The organism is Levilinea saccharolytica, from assembly GCF_001306035.1.
GTDB lineage: Bacteria > Chloroflexota > Anaerolineae > Anaerolineales > Anaerolineaceae > Levilinea > Levilinea saccharolytica.
In genome coordinates this window covers 140,989-161,072 of sequence record NZ_LGCM01000014.1, presented here as the reverse complement: position 1 = coordinate 161,072, position 20,084 = coordinate 140,989, and the positions used below count along the sequence as shown (strand labels likewise).

The 20,084-nt window shown below is 52.6% G+C and carries 15 protein-coding genes; 1 reads left to right on the top strand and 14 read right to left on the bottom strand.

Features of this window, described 5'->3' with window-relative positions; translation table 11 throughout:
* Positions 1-123: 123 nt before the first annotated feature.
* Positions 124-804, bottom strand: a complete 681-nt coding sequence (locus ADN01_RS03510; protein ID WP_062416884.1) for a hypothetical protein — start codon at positions 802-804, stop codon at positions 124-126.
* Between the two features lie 120 nt (positions 805-924).
* Between ADN01_RS03510 and ADN01_RS03505 the strand changes: the two genes are divergently transcribed.
* Entirely contained in the window at positions 925-1,392 is a 468-nt protein-coding gene (locus ADN01_RS03505) for a nucleoside 2-deoxyribosyltransferase (protein WP_160318370.1), read from the top strand.
* 257 nt (positions 1,393-1,649) lie between these two features.
* Here the strand turns inward: ADN01_RS03505 and ADN01_RS03500 are convergent, their stop codons facing one another.
* The 13 genes from ADN01_RS03500 to ADN01_RS03430 form a co-directional block, all read right to left on the bottom strand.
* On the bottom strand, positions 1,650-4,616 hold the full coding sequence (locus tag ADN01_RS03500) for an ExeM/NucH family extracellular endonuclease (protein ID WP_062416886.1): 2,967 nt from the start codon (positions 4,614-4,616) through the stop codon (positions 1,650-1,652).
* A gap of 549 nt (positions 4,617-5,165) precedes the next feature.
* The gene (locus ADN01_RS03490; protein ID WP_062416887.1) at positions 5,166-6,797 is read right to left on the bottom strand and encodes a recombinase family protein; all 1,632 of its coding nucleotides are present in this window, start codon (positions 6,795-6,797) and stop codon (positions 5,166-5,168) included.
* Between the two features lie 9 nt (positions 6,798-6,806).
* A complete protein-coding gene (locus ADN01_RS03485) occupies positions 6,807-7,592 on the bottom strand; it encodes a winged helix-turn-helix domain-containing protein (RefSeq protein ID WP_062416888.1) in 786 nt (261 codons plus the stop codon).
* A 263-nt stretch (positions 7,593-7,855) separates the two neighbouring features.
* A complete protein-coding gene (locus ADN01_RS03480) occupies positions 7,856-8,092 on the bottom strand; it encodes a hypothetical protein (RefSeq protein WP_062416889.1) in 237 nt (78 codons plus the stop codon).
* Positions 8,085-10,742 (bottom strand): DUF3854 domain-containing protein, encoded by a 2,658-nt coding sequence (locus tag ADN01_RS03475; protein WP_062416890.1) that lies wholly within the window; start codon positions 10,740-10,742, stop codon positions 8,085-8,087. Before ADN01_RS03475 ends, ADN01_RS03480 begins: the two co-directional genes overlap by 8 nt.
* A 231-nt stretch (positions 10,743-10,973) precedes the next feature.
* Entirely contained in the window at positions 10,974-11,177 is a 204-nt protein-coding gene (locus ADN01_RS03465) for a hypothetical protein (RefSeq protein WP_062416892.1), read from the bottom strand.
* A 136-nt stretch (positions 11,178-11,313) separates the two neighbouring features.
* Entirely contained in the window at positions 11,314-12,162 is an 849-nt protein-coding gene (locus ADN01_RS03460) for a helix-turn-helix domain-containing protein (protein ID WP_062416893.1), read from the bottom strand.
* Between the two features lie 246 nt (positions 12,163-12,408).
* Complete coding sequence (gene brxL / locus ADN01_RS03455) at positions 12,409-14,439, bottom strand: BREX system Lon protease-like protein BrxL (protein ID WP_062416894.1); 2,031 nt, start codon at positions 14,437-14,439, stop codon at positions 12,409-12,411.
* A 40-nt stretch (positions 14,440-14,479) separates the two neighbouring features.
* Positions 14,480-15,037 carry a RipA family octameric membrane protein gene (locus ADN01_RS19140; RefSeq protein WP_147238956.1) on the bottom strand — a complete coding sequence of 186 codons (558 nt, stop codon included), beginning with the start codon at positions 15,035-15,037 and terminating at the stop codon, positions 14,480-14,482.
* Positions 15,034-15,423: a TIR domain-containing protein gene (locus tag ADN01_RS03445; protein WP_062416895.1), complete on the bottom strand. Its 390-nt coding sequence runs from the start codon at positions 15,421-15,423 to the stop codon at positions 15,034-15,036. Before ADN01_RS03445 ends, ADN01_RS19140 begins: the two co-directional genes overlap by 4 nt.
* Before the next feature lie 32 nt (positions 15,424-15,455).
* Positions 15,456-18,278 (bottom strand): PglZ domain-containing protein, encoded by a 2,823-nt coding sequence (locus ADN01_RS03440; protein ID WP_082142583.1) that lies wholly within the window; start codon positions 18,276-18,278, stop codon positions 15,456-15,458.
* Positions 18,245-18,907 (bottom strand): DUF4276 family protein, encoded by a 663-nt coding sequence (locus ADN01_RS03435; protein WP_062416897.1) that lies wholly within the window; start codon positions 18,905-18,907, stop codon positions 18,245-18,247. The genes ADN01_RS03440 and ADN01_RS03435 overlap by 34 nt, the downstream gene beginning before the upstream one ends.
* Positions 18,904-20,007 carry an AAA family ATPase gene (locus ADN01_RS03430; protein WP_062416898.1) on the bottom strand — a complete coding sequence of 368 codons (1,104 nt, stop codon included), beginning with the start codon at positions 20,005-20,007 and terminating at the stop codon, positions 18,904-18,906. The genes ADN01_RS03435 and ADN01_RS03430 overlap by 4 nt, the downstream gene beginning before the upstream one ends.
* Positions 20,008-20,084: the final 77 nt, after the last annotated feature.

Below are 20,084 nucleotides of genomic sequence, written 5' to 3'. Positions count from 1 at the left end.
GGTGTAATTTATACACTATTATAGACCTTTTCCTGGGCTTGTCAACCCCCCATCGGCCCATTTTGACCCAATAAAAAAACCGCCTGGGTTCAGGCGGTTCATAACGGCGGGGACGAGCGCGGCTCAGGGCGCAGGTTGGTTCGAGAGGAAAAGCGCCAGACCGGCGTTGACCACAAACAAGGACAGCGCCAGAATGATGCTGAAATCAAAGCCCATTTCCAGGCCGTTGGCGCTGCGGTACAGCCACATGCCAATCTGCGCCACAGCGGTGATCAGATACACCACCGTGCTGCCCTGCAGCGACGCTTGCAGCACAGCCTCCACAAAGGGATCCATGCCCTTGAGGGCGATTTGCAGCACGCGTCCCATCACAAAGCCCAGCAGGGCGGTGCCCCCCGACATGCACAGCATGACCACGTAGCGGGTGAATTGGGCGTTGTGATAGGTCAGGATGAAACGCTGCGAGGTCAGAAGAAACAGCCCGGTGTAGCCCAAGAAGTGCAGCCAGAAGAACAGAATCAGCAGGCAGCCCAGGATGATTTGAAAGGCCTGAAATTCCAGGGTGCGGGCTGGCCGCCCCGTGCCGTAAGCCAGCACCAGGGCCTGGGAGAACAGGAAGCAGATCACCACCAACATGGCCAGGGTGATGAGGGCCGGGTTGATGCCCTCAGCCATCTTTTCAAAAAAGTAGCGGCGCACCAGATCCATGCCGAACACAAATTCGGCAAACAAGGTGAAAACTGCTGTGCTGCCGATCAGCAGCTTGGAAAAATCCTCACGGATAACGCGTACATCGGTTGTCATCGGCCGTCTCCCCTAGATTTTTAAGGTGTCGTTCGGAGGATGGAATGGTTTCCCCCTGCTTCCGGCTGTCACCGCCAAAGCCGACACGCAGCAAGTGGTTGCAAAAAGCATACCAACCGGATGATACAATTACGCCGTTCCAACCCCAGCGTGTTGAAAGGCGGCCCCATGCAAATCTACTTCTCCTGTTCCATCACCGGCGGGCGGCAAGACCAGCCCATCTACCAGCGCATCGTGGCGCATTTGCAGGCGCGCGGCCACCAGGTGCCCACCGCGCTCCTGGCGGATGCACAGATGGAGCCGCCCGAAGCCCAGTTGGACGCGGCGGCGGTCTACGCGCGCGACGTGAACTGGGTAAAAACCAGCCAGGCCCTCATCGCCGAGGTCAGCACACCCTCTCACGGCGTGGGCTATGAAATTGCCCTGGCCGAAAGCCTGGGCATGCCGGTGCTGTGCTGTTATCAGGCCGGGCGCAAGGTAAGCAAAATGATCACCGGTAACCCCAACCCCGCGGTGATGGTGCGCGCCTACCGCACCCCGGAAGAAGCTCTGCAAATCGTGGATGCGTTCTTGGGGAAAATTGGCTGAAAGGTGAGGAAGATCATTCAAAAGCGGTGACGTTTTCCTTTGCATTCAGCCTGCTATATCCGGTATATTGTATATGGAGACGCACCTCAGACACTCCAAAATAGCTTATCGCTGTCTCCTCCTTTGGCGAAAGCCTCCGCCAGGTCCCTCACCGCCCCTGGCGGAGGCTCTTTTTAACCCCCGATCTGGATCCAGCCGATAAAAAACTCCGGAGCGGTTTCGCTCCGGAGTTTTTGGTTATAACCAGTGCCGCGGCCTTAGCGCAGGGCGAATTTCACCATGGTCAGGCGCACGTTCAGATCCAGGCTCAGGCCGGTGCTGTCGGTGACGCGCAGGCGCACATAGTAGTAGGGGCGCTTTTCGTAGCGGAAGGTGGTGGCCAGCACCAGTTTGTTGTCCTGCACGGCGAACCGAGCGTTGTCGTAGCCGCCGGGGGCCAACGAGTAGGTGAAGGTTTCACCCGGGTTGGGGTCTTTGGCGGTCAGCGTGCCCACCACCGTGCCGGGCAGCGCGTACTTGAAGAACAGCAGGCGCGAAAGCTTCAGGCTGGTGGGCGCCAGAGCGGGCGGAGCCAGAGTGAGGCCCACCACCGCGGGATCGTGATCCGAAGAGCGGTAGGCATCTGGGGCGTAGGGGTCAATGGTGGGCTTGAACTCGGTGTTGTAGTCAATGAACACGGGTTCATCCGTGTTGATGTGCCAGAAGGCCGCGCTGGTCACCTGGGTGGCCAGGCTGGCGGTGCTGAGCATGTGATCCAGATTGCCCGCGGCGCCGTCAAAGATGTAGCTGTAGCGGTTGGCGGCGGGGATGCTGTCTGCATGGTTCACCAGACCGCCGGCTTCCAACACGTCAATGGGGTCTTCGGCATTGTAGGAATTCAGGTCGCCCAGAACGAGCACGTCCGGGTCGCCGGAGGTGGTGACGATGTCATCAATGAAGTCCAGCAGCGCTTCGGCCTCTTCGATACGGGTGGCGTTCCAGCAGCCCTGCCCGTCGCCCTGATCGGCATCCAGGCCAGTGGCGCCGTCGCAGCCTTTGGACTTGAAGTGGTTAACCACAGCGGTGAACTCGGCGCCAGTGGCTTTTTCTTTGAAGGTCTGGGCCACAGGAGCGCGCTTGAAGATGGCGGCGGTGCTGCTCATGGAAGCGCCCACCAATTCGACCGTGGCGGGTTTGTAGATGAACCCGACTTTGATCACATCCGTGCCCACGCCGCTGGCGGGATCCGCCACTTTGGCGTAGGTGCCGGCGCCCACCACAGCGTTCAGGCTGGCGACCAGGTCGTCCACAGCCCCGGCAGCGGGGTCGCTTTCCAACTCGATCAAGCCGTACACGTCCGCGTTGAGGGCAGCCAAAGCGGCCACGATTTTATCTTTCTGGCGGGTGAATTCAACCGAGGTGTTGGCCCCGCGGCTGTTCAGGGTGGTGAAGTAATTCAGCACGTTGAAGCCGACCACTTTCAGGCTGCCGGTGGTGGCGGGGGGGCCGCTGCGCGGGTTGCCGGAGGTGAAGGCCACCGGGGCAACCGGGTGCAGGCGGTAGTGAATGGGAGCGGTGGAATTGGAGGTGATCAGACCGTGATCCAAAACACCCACCAGGCTGCCGCTGGTCAAATCGCCGGAGCGCGGGAAGTAATTGACGCCGGAGGGATTGCCGTAGGTGTAATAGGGCACGGGGTTGGGGTTTTGAACGCTTTTGCCGTCATCCAGCATGATCATGCGGCGCAGATTGGCATCCGAAAGATCCGCATAGGTTCCGGCCTCATTGCCGTTGGTGGGGTTAAACAGACGTCCCCCAGCGGAAAGGTTGAGCTGGCCGTAGCGCCCTTGCCAATAGTTCTGGGTCACGGTCAGGGGTTGATCAATCTGCACCAACATGCCCTCATAGGGTTCCAGGGTGCTGCCCGCGGGAACCGGCAGGGTGATCTGCACCGGTGCAATCACGGCAGGCGTGCCGCATTTGGCCACGGAAGTGACCGTCCCAATTTCGGTCATTTCCTTATATTCAGTGACCGTACCTTTCACTTGAACCGCGTCGCCCACGGCCACGTCCACGGCGGGGGAGCCGCCGTCATAGATCAGGATGCCTTCTGAGGTGGCCGGGTCTGCATCCGCATTGCTCGGATCACTTTGCAAGAAGAAGCCGCTCATGCCCGCGGAGGTTTGGAAGTCCGCGGTGACGATGCCGCGCACCGTGACGACCTGGCCGACTAAGGGGCTGGTCGCCCCAGTCCCCTGCACCGTATGAATCTCTTGCAGATTGGTAGGCACCGGGCAGGCGCCCACGGTGGCGAAGTTGATCACGTAATCGCCGCTCATGGCAGCCCCGTCCGCATCCGTCACCTTGGCGGCGGAAACGGTGGCGGTGCAGTTGGCCGCCAGGGGCAGGCCGCTGGTGGGGGTCATCACGTAGGTGGGGGCGCCGGTGGCGTCTTCCGTGAAGGCGACGGGGGAGCCGCCGCAGGTCAGGCTGAACCAATCCGCGGCCAAAGTCACCGGCTCGCTGAAGACCACCGTCAGGGTGGCATCCGCGGCCACGTTGGTGGCGTTGTTGGCGGGTACGCTGGAGAGCACGCTGGGCAATTGGTTGCCGGAGCAGGTGTGGGTGGCACTGGCGGAGTTGCGCGGGGCGGGCGCACCGGTTTCAAAATCGGCGCTGTTGTTGTCCGTGTCCGTGCAGCCGTTCAGCTTGCGGAAAATTGAAGTCGTGGTGCTGGGAGCCGGGGCGGCGGCGGTGCCTTCAAAGCCGTTTGCCGTGCCAAAACCCACCAGGTCCACCAGGCTGCCGCCGCTGGGGTTGGTGCCCGTCAGCGCGGTGGTGCTGGACACCAGAGCCACCTTACCATTCGTGCCGCTCAGGTTGATCGTACCGGTGGCATCAGGGGTAGGCAGGTCTGCAATACCCGTTCCAGAAGCTTCCTGGACCAGATAATATCCGCCCGCAGCGACGCTGCCGGACAGGCTGGTCACAGACCAAGAGCTTCCGGTGGCGCTGGCGTACTGAACGGAGTAGCCCGTCAGTGAAACCGCGGAGGAACCGGCGTTGTACAGTTCGATATAATCATACTTGTATGGAGAGCTGGCATTGCTGTTGCCCCCATACACCTGACTGATACGCAAATCGCTGGCGGCCTGCACCGTGTGTTGCGGGGCGGGCAGCATGACCAAACCGAGCGCAATGGAAATTGCGACGATGAGGTTGAAGAACCGATTGGCAGTTCTCATACAATGTTCTCCTATTCTGTTTCTTGGGTGTTCCGAGGAACCAATGGGATTTCCCTCCAGGGGAGGCCGGTTTGTGATTTTCGGTGCAAGGGCCGTAGTTATTATAACCTTACATTCTCTTATCAGAAATTAATTTAAGCCGTCAATTTTGGGCTGCGGCGGCCGACTTGCCCCTTGTGCAAGGCCTGATCCGCAGATGACGCAGATTTCGCAGATATCTGCCTTTCGGGGGCAACGCGCCCCCCTTGCATGTCATCGCGACCACCGAAAACCGGTGGCTTAGGCGGCGTTTTTTGCCCGCGGCGATCTCTACCTCGGCGCGTTCTCTTCCCTCGGGGCAGAGATTGCTTCACCCCCCAAAAAACGGGGGTTCGCAATGACACATCTGCATGATGTCATCGCGAACGAAGTGACGCCATCTCCCGGTCAATGGACGCATAAAAAATGGTATGATTAACCCGTCCACTGCCCACCTTCCCCCCTACCTTATCCCCATGATCGAGATTACCCCTACCCTTTCTATCCCTGAGAGCGAGATCCAATTTGAGTTCATTCGTTCTTCCGGCCCGGGCGGCCAAAATGTGAACGGCGTGTGTACGAAAACCCTGACGTTTCTCCAAACCACCCGGTCACCTTCCCGGAGCCATCTTTTGAGAGAACAACCTTGGCATGCAACAGCTCCAGCACCTGACGCTTGCTCTCTGGTGTAGGGTCCCAATCCTCATTTGCAATCCGTTCCCTTACTTTCTGGGCAAAACCTTCTAAATCTTCAAACTGCCTCTGAGTTGGTACAGCGGTGGGTACGGCCTCTATCTCCTCAATTTTCGCGCGGACTTCGGTAAGATCCCGGTCTAGCTGCACCCTTTGGGCGAGATATTCCGTTTTTGTCATCTGGATGTCTGGATCCGTGTAGGCGCGGGTCAGATTGGTTAACTGTTGTTCTAGTTTACCGGCTGACCGATAATACCCTTCGAGTAGGATGCGCGAGCGCGAGCGATTTTCCACATCCAATTGTTGAGCCTGGTAATAAGCCTGTCTCAGAACCTCTGTATCGACCAGCATTTCCTTTACGGCTTCCCAAACACGTTCTTCCAGACGTACTGCTGTTATTTCCCGATCCATACACTGGCCTTCAATTCTGCGATGGCGATAGGATCGATGAGCTTTTCGATGCTCCTTTGGACGATCCTTTTGGAAATTGGCCCTGTAAGGTTTCTCACATTCCATACAACGGATCATCCCAGATAAAAGATAAAAGTGTTGGGGCTGGCGGCGGAGCGCTTCGCGATGATCCTTGATCCTCATTTGAACGAGGTTAAATAATTGCACATCTATCAGAGGGGCAATTTCAATCTTAATCCATTCACGTTTTTCACGTGGTTTTCGATCCGAATTACTCCGGCATACCGATTTGTTGTAATGGACATACCCTTTATAAGCGGTATTGGTCAGGATGTTTCGTATGGCGGATAAGTGCCAGTTTGGTTTTCCCGTGTAGGAAGGAATACTACGGTTTTCTAGCTCTACACGAATCCTGTGCATAGAGTAGTTCTCCTCGCCATAAAGCGAGAAGATCAATCGAACGACCTCGGCTTGCTCAGGATGAATAGACAGTCCACCCATTCCCTTCGCATCCAATATGTAACCATACGGTGTTCGTCCACCAACATACAGACCCTTTTCGGCTTTACCACGTTTCCCACGATTGCAGCGCTCGACACGTTTGGCATTTTCCCATTTGGCAAAAGTGGCATCCATATCTTTGCGCACTTCGCCTTCGGGTGAGTCGTCATAATTTCCGAGCGCAAATTCGACTTTGGCTCCCCGCCGGAAGAATTCCTTCTCCAAGGTTTGGCGGATATAGGGGTCGCGGGCTAACCGATCGATCGAATGGACCACAACAACATCAAAGCCATAATCTTCGAGATAGGTCAACGCGGCATCCAGACTGGGACGGTTCATTTCACGGGAGGAATAATCATCTACGTAAGCGGGAATTGAATTGGGATTTTTCTCGACATCCAATCCACTTTGCTTGTCCACGAACGCATTCCCCACCAGGGTATAACCGTTATTTTGACAATACTTGACGCATTCCGCAATTTGGGTGGGAATGCTGAAGTTGGATCGCTGATCGTCCGTAGAAACCCGAGAGTAAATAATCGCACGTTTGGTAGCCATAATTATCACCTAACCCTTAATGATCTCAACACCATGTCCATTGCGCCGAATGCGCCCATCATTTTCAAGACGATCCAGGTAGGAGTAAACCGTCTGCCTGGACATGTTCAATGTACGAGCAGCATCTGTCACCCCAATCGTTGGATTGTCACGATAGAGTGTCAAAAGATTGTCCATTCGGTTACCCTGAATAGCTGCCCTGGCTTGACGCGCTTTGACTAACGAACTGTCTGGATTGACAGTTATAGACGTTGCATTGGACGCAAGTAAGTCATTCAGATTCCCCACTGGTGGACGAACAGCTTGACGTTCCGCTTTTCGATCTGCACGCTCTTGGGTAATACCTGCCAGACGCCGGCGATGTCCAGAACGCAATGCCAGATTGACGGCACCGACCAGCGCCAGAATTGGAAAGAGTGCCGGCGCGTAACGGGCCAGATCTGGGAAAATATCCAACAGCACGGTCAAACCAATGGTGGAAACCAGGTAAACACCGACTAAAGAAGCTGCCAACAAAAAAGGCGCATCTGGATCCGTTTTCCTTTTGTCTGCGTTGTACTCCCAAAGCAGCAGGCTGGTACTTACGGTAGTTAGGCCCAGGCTCTCGATGATCGCAGCAGCGACCCAAGCTAACTCAGCGCTCCAATGCAAGTCTTTGACTGTGGCATTGGCCACCAGCACGGCGCTGGGGATGGGAGTGATCCAGGGACCGATGGCGGCAATGCCATCAGTAAGATTGGTCTCAATTTCCGAGAGGGCCTCCCGGAATCGAATAAGAAAAGATTGATCAGCCAAGATAAGCCTCCTTAATAAGTAGGGGGCAACAAAAAGCCCCCGGCAAATGGTCCCCACCGAGGGCGAATCCTGGCTGATCAGCTATAATGAGATCAGCCCCTGCCGCCGCCAATTCCGGTGGTTGGGGTCAGGTTCGTGTAGGTGCTCGCTACACCTGCACGAACCGTCCTATGGTTTTGTTCTATCTATTATATCTCATAGAACAAATATGCGAGTAATCGAATTTAGGGCTATCCGGAAGTAGCGAGCCAACCGGAAAAAAGTCAATAGCGCCAGTTGCGATGGGCGCTGGGCGGCAGAGCAAAACCGCCTGCCACCCACGTTTCCAACTCCTCCTCGGAAACACCCAGCAGTTCGCACCAATTCAGCCCGACAAACTGCAGCCATGCTCGGGCTTCGGCCATGCGAGCCGGGTTATCGCTGTCCAGATCCAGAACGGCATGGTAGATCACAGCCAGGGCCAGTGCTATATACGGGTCATGGATAATCGCGTCAACCATCTTTGCTTTCCTCGGATTTCTCCGGTAGATGGATATGGATGACCTCCCCATCTGTAACCGCCGTCAATCGTTCTCTCAACTGTGGTATGGGCGAGCCGCTGATTTTCTCGGCCCCGACATTCCTATCCAGGAAAATCGACAGCGCCATAGCCAGCTGCTCCGGGTTGTAACCGGCCTCGATTCTTCCATCCGGCAGCCTGCGCCAGCAGCCGCCAATCGCGGGCATTTTGCTGTCCGCGGGCAGGCGGATGGCGATTTCACAGTTCAACCAGGGCTCTTCAGTCTCTTGTGACGTTTGGCCATCAGTGACATGAGTGACATTATTTTCTTGCCCCAGCTCTTTCGGCAGTTGGATGTTGTAAACGGCTGCCCAGCGTTTTAGATCGGCGAGGGTGACCTGCCACATGCGCGTACCTTTGCCGGCTTCACGCGCCTTGCGCAGCCTGAGCTTTCCCAGCAGTCGCCCCACCTTCCGTGAAGTGATTTTCTCCGTGTCGATATCGGCTTCGGTTTGCTCGGCGATGTGTTGGGCAGCTTCGCTGATCTGAGATGTCGTAAACGTCCATACGGTTGAATGAATGTCACTGTTGTCCTTAATGTCACTCTTGTCACCTGCCAGCTTACACAGCCCCTGCAGCACCAGTAAAACGATGTCTCCCGATTGCTGGTCGGCGCTCTCCTCCTGCTGGTAGCGCCAGGACATCTCCTCCAATCGCTGCCAGAGGCCACTGATTACCACCTGATCCTGGCCCTGGTTGCGAACTGTGTAAGAGTGCTGCAAGCGGTGCTGCTGATCAAGACTGTCCAACCAGGCGGCAACGGAGAGGATCGCTTTCCAGGGCTGAAGATTGCGCCCTCGGAGGCGTGCATTTTGGGCGACTTGAGTTTCAAAATCGTGCAGCAAGGGCAAATTTGCCAGACCCACGGCCCACAGATCATCGACCAGTGCGCGGCGGTCGTGTGGCCAGAAGGTGTGATCCAGGGGATCGAAATTGGCCTTGTCGCGGTCGGCGGTGCGGATGAGGGGAATGACGATGGTGCGCGATGCCAGAACGGGATCGGGTATGTTGATCCCGGAAAACAAGCGCGGGCTGTAGGCGTTCACGTGGCGCAGCTTCCATTTTCCGGGCCCATCCGGTTCTTTCAGCGGTATGGTCGAACCGCGCCGGTTGCCGGCCAGCAGCAATGCGCGTTTATCCGGGTCGGTCTTTTTCGGGTCAGCCAGGTTCTCGGCGTCGTCGAAAGCCAGGGTGGCGCCATAATCCGCCAGGTCGCGCAGGCTGGCGAAGCTTCCCCCGGCCAGGATAAGCTGGCCCAGGTAAGCCATTTCGGTCACCACGATTAGCAGGTTAGTCTTTCCTGATCCGGCTCCCCCGTTTGGCCAGAGAAACCCGATCACATTGAATGCATCCAATAAGTAGGTCGCCATGATGTAGCAGGCAACCAATTCGGCCATGGCCTGCTGGTCACCCAACGAATGATCGAAATCCAGGAAGCGATTGACCACATCCACGACTTGCTGGAAGGTGTCGATCGGGTCAGGGATTTTGCCTTGAACGTAAGCGCGGACGCCGCGCGTAGACCAGCGTTTCTCGACCGGGATGATTTCGGGGAAGATCGCGTTCATCCCCAGTTCACTCATCGGGCGTGTGCTTTGGCCGTCGCTGACTTCAGCGAAAACGCGCCGGTCGCTGCGAATGATGAACAGGCAGGTCTTTTCCTCGACCAGGGGCGGGTTGTGGACGATCAGGTTGCCATCCTTGTCCAACCCTTCGCGCTGGGTGGTGCGCACCGGCAGCCAGGTCGCAGCGAATGCATATTTCCCAATCAGGCAGAGGGGGCGCTTGATATTGGGCGAAGGTTCATCCAACAACTCGATGGTCGGCAGGGCAGCCTGGGGGATGGGGCGGGGGAGTTCTGCCAGCGCTTCCAGGTCTTTCAGATCATGCCCGCTGGCCAACCAGTCATCCACACCCCATTTGGCCCCGCTGGGATGATTGGGCAGATAGATGGCCGAAACGGTAGCTCCCTTGCGCTGGAGGATTTCCGTCAGGCGTTCCATCGCCTGGCGCACCGAAGGTTTGTACATCACGTCCGAGTCGAAAACGATGCGCACCGAGCGGTTCTCCCAGGCAACGAAGTCGAAATCCGCCAGGATGGTTGTCGCGCCAAATTCATTGCGCCCTTTGAAGTTCCAGACGCCGAGTAAATCAATGGTGCAAGCTCCTGCCGTGGCTAAAGAATCGGCTTTCTTCTGCCCTTCGGTGATGTACAGCGGAATGCTCGGATTTGTGAGTTTCTTCATGCAGGAGGTTGGGCAGTCCACCCGCACACCGGTATCTTTGGGAATCTCGTACTTGAGCACTTTAACCGGTCGCAAGCCGTCAGAATCACGTTTGCCGCGATTTTCATAGGTGCGTGGGTTGTCGGGACGGTAGACGTGCAAGCCAACCTTGCCGTCTGTGGTGTGCAAAGGGATAAGCAGTCCGGGCACACGCCGCTGGGCGGGCGAAAAGCCATATTGAACCAGGTCGCCCTCGCTGGTAATCGTGCGGTAGCCACGCTCTCGAATCACCTGTTCCGAGATGCCCGATTCTTCGGTAAGCATCTTCAAGTGTTTGTCTGAAAGGGACAGGTCGGTGAGGCTCATGCTTTGGGCTCCTGGCTATCGGTGGTTTCTGCGTCTAAAACAGCTGTGTCTCCTGTGGTTCGTACCTTGCGTTTCTTTGTGGAAGGTTCGTCCGATTTCTTGCCTGGCTCTCTCCCCCTGCACTGCGTGCGGGGGCCTTCGGGTTTCGTACCTGTAAATTGATCACTGAGGATGTAAGCGTAGACGCGCGCCAACAACCTCCCCTGCTCCTCCGGTGAAAGTTGGAGGATCTCAGCAGGTTGAATCATGGCGAACACAATTCTCCTGTGGTTCTGTGGATGGGCTTTCTGAAGCTAATAACAAACCGCGCCGGATCAGGTCGAGGCGGACGATGAGCCTGGCCTGGTCCGCCGGGGTACGCAGTTCCTGCTCCGCCAGATGAATCAGGGCGGAGTATTCGGGCTGTTCTAAGAGGATTTTCAAACGGTTGAGCATAGATCTCCTTTCGGCAAAATAAAATGACGGCGTTATCGTTCAACGCCGCCATTCTGCCGCCAGGGATATCCCTTGCTCAAGTACCCGCAATATCCCTCTTTATCCCTTCCATATCCTTTTTTCGAAGGTTATTGGTTCAAGAGAGCTTCTTCTTGGAATCCTTGATGTAATTCGACTTTCGGTAGGGTACTACTTCAGCCCCATAACCTTTTCGCAGCTTATTGATCCGGTTGAGGACTGTTTTTCTCGAAAGGCTTACCCGGACCGCGATCTGTTCACAGGTCAGACCTTTGTGCCAATGGCGCAAGATCTCGCGGTTGGGTCCGACATCCGGGATGGTCATCCAGATCTCCGCAGTTGGATTTGCTGGTTGAGATTGCGCTTCGGTACTGGTTACAGCTTGTGGAGTAGTAGAAGCAGTGACTTCGGGGATTTCTGGCAAGGAAAACCAACCCAACTTTTCCAGCTCTTCGCGGATCGCATCCCACAGGTCCCAGAGGGTTCTTTCACCGGTCAAGCGTATTCGTAGAAGGGTCCCTGCTGAAGGCAGGATATGCGCGTGAATGGATAAGCGATTCTTATCGAGAGAAATCTTTGCTTCAATGGGGTTGGCATCTGGTGGAATGCTGCCTGCATCTTTGCGTCCGCCTGGAAGTAGAATTTGGCACGCTAGCCGTTGGTAGTTTGCTTTGCTCCGTAAGGTCAGTGCGAATTGACGCAGCATGACCCCGAACTGCGCCGGCGTGCCTTTGATGGAGAAATCGAACTGCTGATCGATTTTCTTTGAGCCGTCCGCAACTGCTCCAAAAGGCAGGTCGTGATAACCAAAGATTTGTAATCTGCTGGAAAGCCAGACTTTGAATTCCTGCTGTCGCTGGACGCGCTTCTCAAACAGCGCATCGGAGAGAATGGCTTGGTAAACATCTTTCTGGCCCATCAGTTCGGCAAGTCGTCCCCTGGGCCCCAGGACTTCTTCGCGGAGCATGGTTTCGTACTTAAGAGGCTCATCAGGAATGACTGCGAATGGGGGCTCGAAACGAAATTGACTTGCCGCTAGATGACCTTCTCGAAAAAATATTTTCCCAATATTTCCCCACTGTTTACAATATAGGATTAGCTCTGCCGACTCTGTCGATTGGGAAAAGTAAAAATCCCCCGGTCCAAACACAGGTTGGAAGCAAGCGATGACACTTCGAAAACAATTCAGCCCTGTAATTTTAGGCGACATTATTTAAACCAATAAAGCCAACCCTAGAACTTGCTTAATATCAGTCACGTATTGTACCTGAATACGATTTCGAATATATTCAGGAAGGTTAAGAACGTCAGTCTTGTTTTCCTCGGGTAATATGACCATCTTAACGCCAGCATCAATGGCTGCCATTAATTTGGGCTGAATACCTCCAACCCCCAATACCTTTCCCATAATCGTAATTTCACCACTCATCGCGATATCATGGCGAACGGGTTGATTCTTCAAAGCCGAAACAATTCCCGTCACAATTGTTATTCCTGCGGACGGCCCCTCTTTGGGAATAGCCATCATTGTTGCCAAAACTGCCAGGTCAAAGTTTTCTGCCCAATCCGCAGCAATCCCCAGATCTGCAGCATAGACCTTGATATATTGCGCCGCTGCTTCAATGGATTCCCGCATAACGCGTTGAATCGAACCTAAAGGCACAATACGGCCATGACCTTTTGAGGCCTGAGTTTCAAAACGCAAAATCATCCCCTGTTCGCCAGCAACCGCAAGGCCTGTAACCTCACCAACCAAAGCTTGTGCAGGAAGTTGTACGTGAACTTTCCGATCTCCTTCGATTAACGTAGGAATGATCACTTCACCACTTTTTATAATACGCGCAGATATTTGAACTGGTGCATATTCGCCTGGTGCCATCAGGTGTAGCTGATTTCGAATACGCTGCCTGCCTTCTATGGCTAATGAAACCAATTCTTCTAACTGGTCATCGCTGACTTCCCCATGTGGATACATGAGTTTAAGCAACCCGGATAAGGTTTTATTAATAGCCCGCACGTCACGCGAGGTTAATCCAGGTCCGGTGCCCGAACCATCAAAGATTTCAAATCGGCTTTTGATTGGTCCAGAGACATCAATCCTTCGCAGCTCATGCATAATTTCACAAAAATAGTCCGTAATAAATCCATAATCCTGACTGGCACCTTCCGGACTAATTTTTGGAACTTCCCAACCGGGCAGGTAGTAGTGCAGACGGTCGATCAGTGCCTCGACTTGCAGAAAACTGGGTAAGGGCTCAAAGAGGTGATAATACTTTTCGTGAGGCAGTTTTCCCTGGATGTCCAAATTGCCGACTAACACAATGGAACCAAATGCCAAAATTTCCTTTTTCCCACGACTGAACTTTCCATCCTGCATGTATCCTTGCATGATACTGACCATGGCTTTGGGATCGGTAAAGTCGGTATTGGCGATTTCATCAAACACAATCGCTTCACGGGTGCCAACCAGCCCAACATTTCCAGTATTCAGGTTGATGAACAAACCTGCGGGCGTGGCTTTCCCACCGCTCAGAACGTGAGCATAATAGGATACATTACGGAATAAATACGTTTTCCCGGTTTCGCGCGGTCCCAGTTCGATCATATTGTGGTTACTTTCTACCAACGGGACTGCCCTGCTGATATAAAGCAATTTTTCTCGGCGCGTCATCTTATCTGGATTTAGGCCGAATGAATTCACCAAAATATCCAGCCATTCCCGATCGTCAAATAACTTTCGTTTCTCGATGAACTCTTTCAAGTCAATCATCGAAATTTGGAATGGGGTAAATTCGGCGACTTTAAAAGGCCGGATTTTTTTATTGTGCACTTCACTCTCGTCGTATGTCAGCGTGATAGTGCCCCACATGCCGCCGGCTAATAGCATGGGGTACTGTTTGACCAATGGCTCTGGGATATTGACGAACGATTCATTGATCGCGCCAATCGATCCCCAGTACTTGTCTTCCGTTTCTACCAGGCGTATTTCCAGATTGGCAATTATCGTATGTTCTCGATGTTCCCGGATGTAAGATCGGATGCGTTCTGCCTCTGCTCCATGAACAAAGTTTTCTCTAAGCCGGCGTTTCACCCGCTCAAAATCTTCCTGAAAATTATCTTCAGAACAATAGTTGTCAATCAGATATTCGAGAACGTAGCGTGGGAACTCGTCCATGCCTGTATTAAAAGTCAGCCGTTTGTTGACAACTTTTCCTGAAAAAGAATCTTTAAACCGCAAGTTCATATACACATCCTTGGGGAATTAGTAGAGCTTATTATTCGGTTCATGGGGTAGTAGAGCCACAAGAAGGAGGGACAGTCGCAATAATAAGACTTATTCCGATAATGTACAAAACAGCAAATATTATTGGAATCCAGTTTTCGATGTCTGTCAATGGTCTATAAATTTTAGGGTCTTTACCCAAACCTAGAGCCTTCCATTCGGCTTCTACATATGGACGAGTGGGTAACAGATTTTCGTATTCTTTTATCACTTCAAACTTGCCAGTATTTAATTGCTTATAAGAATATAAGATTCGTCTCCACGCATAACATAGAGCGATGATCGCTAGTAACGGAAAAATCAAAAACCCCTTATATGGCAAACTAAGTAGGCTTTCGTAAGAAAATCCTGCTATACCGATTATTAGAGTGTGGAGTGTAAGAAAAAAAGTATTAGCAACCATTCGCCGTTCGCTCAATCGGTCCGCCATCTCCACATAGAGTTTGTATTGCTCAAACAGATGGTCTTGATATTTCTCGTTTGAACAATAAGCTTCTTGTGAAATGTGCGGATTGCGTAATTCGATATGTGGTTTAGGTTGCGGGTCCTTCTTTTTCATCTGTTCCCTGCAATCAATAGTTTTAAATTATCCCATGTCCATTTATACATTTTGTCGGAATCCTTGGCTGTTTTGGGTTTTACGCATGTTTTATCGGAATATCCATACAAAAGGAAATAAGGCAAAGCTTCCTCTTGGGCAATCGTAACTTCAGCGTTTACACCGCTGGCTTTATCTGTGTATTCGCCACAAATCACAATAACTTGGTCGGTCTGTCTCATCCTTGAACGGACCTTTTCTTTCCAATCTCCAGTAAAAGGCTCTTTTACAGACCAATCCGCTAACTCAAATGGGGAATCTGGGTTCTTAGCCTGACCGACAAGCAAATTCTTTAAACCCAGGTCATGGTCGTAATCGAAGCTGATGAAAACTCGTGATTTGGCCATTTCTTAAACTCCTTTGTTATTTATTCTTTAGGTTAACTCTTCAACTCTTTGGGCGTTTTGCCCATCAGCAAGTCCAGCCTGGAGTCGATCCGCCGGCGCAGGCGGTTGGTGTCCAACCGTATGCGTAAATCGGCGGTCTTGCTCTGCCGGAAGGATTGATCCTTATGCGCGTAAGTTAAAATTACTGTGACCGGAATTTCGATAAATCCCTGGTTGCGCTCCTCTTCCGTAATGTCTTTCAGCTTAGGTTTCCATTGCACCTGGTAAACCTTTTCAATTCCGCTGAAAAACTCCTTGCGGTCTGTGATCTCCGGGGTGCTGAATGACAGCGTCAACGGGAGGCCTTCAAACAGCATCTGGCTGGATCGAACTTTGATGGCGATTTCGAGCGGTTCATTTTCATTCATGGAGCCAATCTGCTGCACATCCTCCAGGATCAGCACGCCCTGATCCTGCCTGCGGCGGCTCAGAACCACCATCGGCACCATGCATTCCGCGAGGCTTAGCCCGCCGTGGCTGTACCGATCTGGGGAGTGCTTGTAGGAATCTCTCCGGAAATTAATCCCGGGGCGCGGGAATAGCACGGATTGAACCGGATCATATCCATGGGACACATTCGGGATAGGAATTTTTAAAGCGCGAATATCAAACGAAACGACCTGAGTGGCTTCCGCCCCGCTGAAATTGTGCGCTGCTCGAGCACTGCGATACTTGATCAGAGCAGGATCTCCAACAATTTGATCGGTAACGTCCAGGGCTCCGGAAGGCATGGGGGTGAAACCATGGTCGCTGGTCACGAAGACCATCGCGTTCGCCGGCAACTCACGCAGTACGCTGCGCACATCTTGACGAATGATCTCTCGAACCGTGGTGTTGTAAATAAACGCCAGGTCCTGGCTGTTGTGATGGAGATTGTCATCGGTAAAATTGAAGACGATGTAATCTAACTCTTTCGACTGGTACCGTACCGTCATTCCAGATGCAATCGTATCATCATCCCGCAGCACAGTGAAATGTGAGGAGAGATTCATGTTGGTTTTAAGCCAGGCAGCCAACAAATCCAGCTCGCGTTTACTTTTAATGGGGAATTCGGTCGGTAGCGCTCCCGCTGCAATGGCTTTCCGCGACAATTCGGTTTCGGTAGGGATTAACGCGCTGCCAGGACGGCTCTCCATCACATCAAATTGTTCTTCGAGCACCGGTCGTACAAATTCATCCCAGGCATCCGTGCGCAGGCCATCAAAAACCATGACAACGGCTTTGACACCAGACTTTGGATCCCAATGCGCTTTTAACATCCGGCTGAGGAATTGATGCGTAAAAACCACCGGCGAATCATTTTGCAGAATCCATTTGGTGTAGTTCTTGTGGTAAAGATCCTGGAACTGCTTATTGATGACCTGGAAAACCTTGTCAACCACGTCGGAAGTGGATTTAAACGCAGATCGCGCATCATTCCAGCGTTTTTCAAACTCAGGCCATAATTGAGCATGCGGAACGGGCAGCATATCACTTACACGCAGCATCCGTTCCAGGTCAGAAACGTAAAAATCGAGCCGGTTTAACCGCTCCTGGTTCCATAGCTGATCAAATTTCGTGAAAGTCAAATCCTCTGTTTGGGCAACTTTCAGATCCATGTACTGGTTTTTCAACTTCTCGGTTAATTCATACAGGGAAATTGCCCGTTTATAAGCTGAAAGCAACTGCTGCCACTGCTCCGTTGGCCGGCGCAAAACTGGAAAAACGGCTTCACGCTCCTGTTTTTCGAGATTTTTTAGTACTTTGAGGTGCTTCTGCCAGTTGAGTTCAAGGATTAAATCTACCAGTAGAGTGGCCAGTGCGATGGATCGCACCAGGTTGGAGAGTTGTTCCTTTTTCAGCGCTTCGACTGCGAATTTTGGTTCGTCCAGGTGGAGTTGGTCGCGCAGCAGGAAGGACAGGCGCTTTGGATCTTCCTTTAGGAATTCTTCGACTTTTTGCACATCGGCCAAAATGCAATCCGGATCGAATGCAATCTGATCCTTGAGGGCAGCATCCAGCACGGCTGGCTCAATGTTCTTATATTCGTGCAGCGCCGGATCCAGGTTGGCTAGCAGGAGTGAGTAATCCAGCCCATGCTGGTGGAGTATGCCGGCTAGGGTAAAGGCGCGAATGATTGCTTCAGGATCGCGATCCAGTAAATAACAGAAAGGCTTTGGCGCACTTTTGATAATTTGTTGCAGGATTACTTTTACCTCATCTGGCAAAACACGATTTAGTTCTTCCAAAGTGCTGTGCTGTTCGAGGCAGATTTTCCGCACCTCGCTGGTAGATAATTTTTTAAATGGGTTAATGTGAAGACTGGCACCCAGGATGATTTTGTAAAGATCGCTGTCGCTGAACCGGGTGGGTGAAACCTGGCGCAACTGCTCGTGCGCCGCGATCACCCCTTCAATATTTGCCAAAATGAGACGCGAAAAGTTGCGATCAGCCACAAGGTGAGGCCAGGCAGGATCGCCCGTTTTCTCAACCAAAAAATCCCTGAGGGTAATCTCTAAAGGCGGTTTAGGCGAGGCGGCTTCAAGATCAGGGTAGAAGAGTTGACCATCGTTGCGGCTGCGGTCAACCAGGAGGATTTTGGCATCCGGTGTATTGCGCAGGCGCTCGTACATTTCCCGCAGGGCAAGATTCCCGGTGCAGAGTAAAACAGTATAGCCGTGTTCTTGCGCCCAACCATCTACAGCCCTTGCACCTGGACGAATCATGCGCTGCGGGTCGCGCAGGATGATCAGGGATGAGTTTTTTATTGATTCTAGTTTTGACAAAATATAGCTTTCCAGCATTATCCCCCCAATCCCTCCAACCAGGTAATCCATTCATTGAAGTGAGGGCATTCAGCCCGAATATTCTCCAGACCCACATCAATTGCGACGAGAGAGCCGTACAACGGCTTGTCGTAATTTGGAAATAATCGCAGAATTCGTTTAGAAGGGGCGGTTGTTACTCCATCATTGATCTCTTCGGGGGAGTTAAACCCATTCCTTATTTGCTGTAATTCCCTCAGTTTATTGGTTTCGGGGAACATGCGCGCAGTTATCTCAGGGTTGACAAACAACAGCGCCTCAAACTCATGAACCTGAAGATAAGGTCTGAATCTTGGGTGGTTGATGTCTTGCTGGAACTCAGCTTCAAGGTAAGCGGCTTTGGTAAAACAATTTCCAGCAGGTCTTGTCGAATAACCTGGAAAGTCAGTTGGAAGTTTGTAAAGGTCGTACATGGTGGTAATGGCCAGTGCGTTGCTGTCTCTTAACAATCTTTGGACATCATTTCGCACCTGCGCATATGAAAGCAATCCTCCTTTGAACTTATTGCCTTGCTTTACGATCTTCGTAGAGACCACAACAGGAATTGGATCTACATTAAGATTCCAGAGATGCCGCGTGAGGATTTCCCGGACAAACGTTTCCTCCGTTTGCCCTTCCACAGAGATGAGAACTCGGTTCATCGAGGGCGTCCCCCAAGCAAGTTCTTTTCCCACAGGTCGCCCATTCCATAATCATCCAGCCAGTTCTCAAGATCCTTAGCGGTTCGGCGCTCGAAGGTTGACTGACCATCTTTGCGATCGACCACGACGATCTCTTCGGGCCCAAACTGGTTGACCAACGGCACGGATTGGGTTGAGACCACCACCTGGGTTTTTTGGGATGCGCTCTTCAGTAGGGACGCCAGCATGGTGATGGCATAGGGATGCAAGCCCAGCTCAGGTTCATCAATAATGATCGTCGAGGGAAGCTTGGGTTGCAGCAACAATGTCGCCAGGCACATGAATCGCAAAGTGCCATCCGAAAGCGTTTGGGCATTGAAGTAGGTATCCGAACCCTTCTCCTGCCATTCCAGTTGTATTTTTTCCTGGTTCAGCGGATTGGGGCGCAGAGTAAAATCATCGAAGAAAGGCGCAACCAACCGGATCGTCGAAACGATTTTGCGGTAATGGTCGTTTTCAGTCTCACGCAAAAGATACAAAAAAGCCGCCAGGTTGGACGCATCTGGGCGAAGCATCTGATTATCGTTAAGATCGCCTTGCTGCTTTACCCTGGCGCTGGAACTGGTATCGTGAAAATGATAAACCCGCCAGCTCTTTATGGCCCCAAGAACATGATCCGCGATAGACATAAATTGTTGGCGTCTGGATTCTTCATGTAACCTTGTCTCCCGTTGCCCTCCCCCTAATTGGACGGTGTACGGATTGGGATACCGTTTTTTGTCATGAAACCAAATCAACTCATCCGCGAATATGAGCGTATCGCCGGATGCAGGAACCAGAGTGCATTGATAGCTGTTGCTGCCGAAAACCAGGCGAATTTTTATCTCCGAAGTTTTCTTCTGCCCGAAATATAAGAATGAATTCGCTCCACCAGATTGGGCAATCGTTACCTGCAGATTGTTTTGCACGATCTGGTTTAGAAGGTTAAAAAAGGAGATAAAGTTGGTTTTGCCTGCCCCGTTTGCCCCAATTAACACGTTAAGCGGACCCAGGGGAAAATCAACCAATTCCCGGATCGATTTGAAACCTTTTATACTGATTTGGTCGAGAGGTCTGGCCATATCCGATCATCTCCATTTCACGTCATTCATTCGAGTACCTGTCATACTTGACAAAGAACATCCCCTATCATCACACA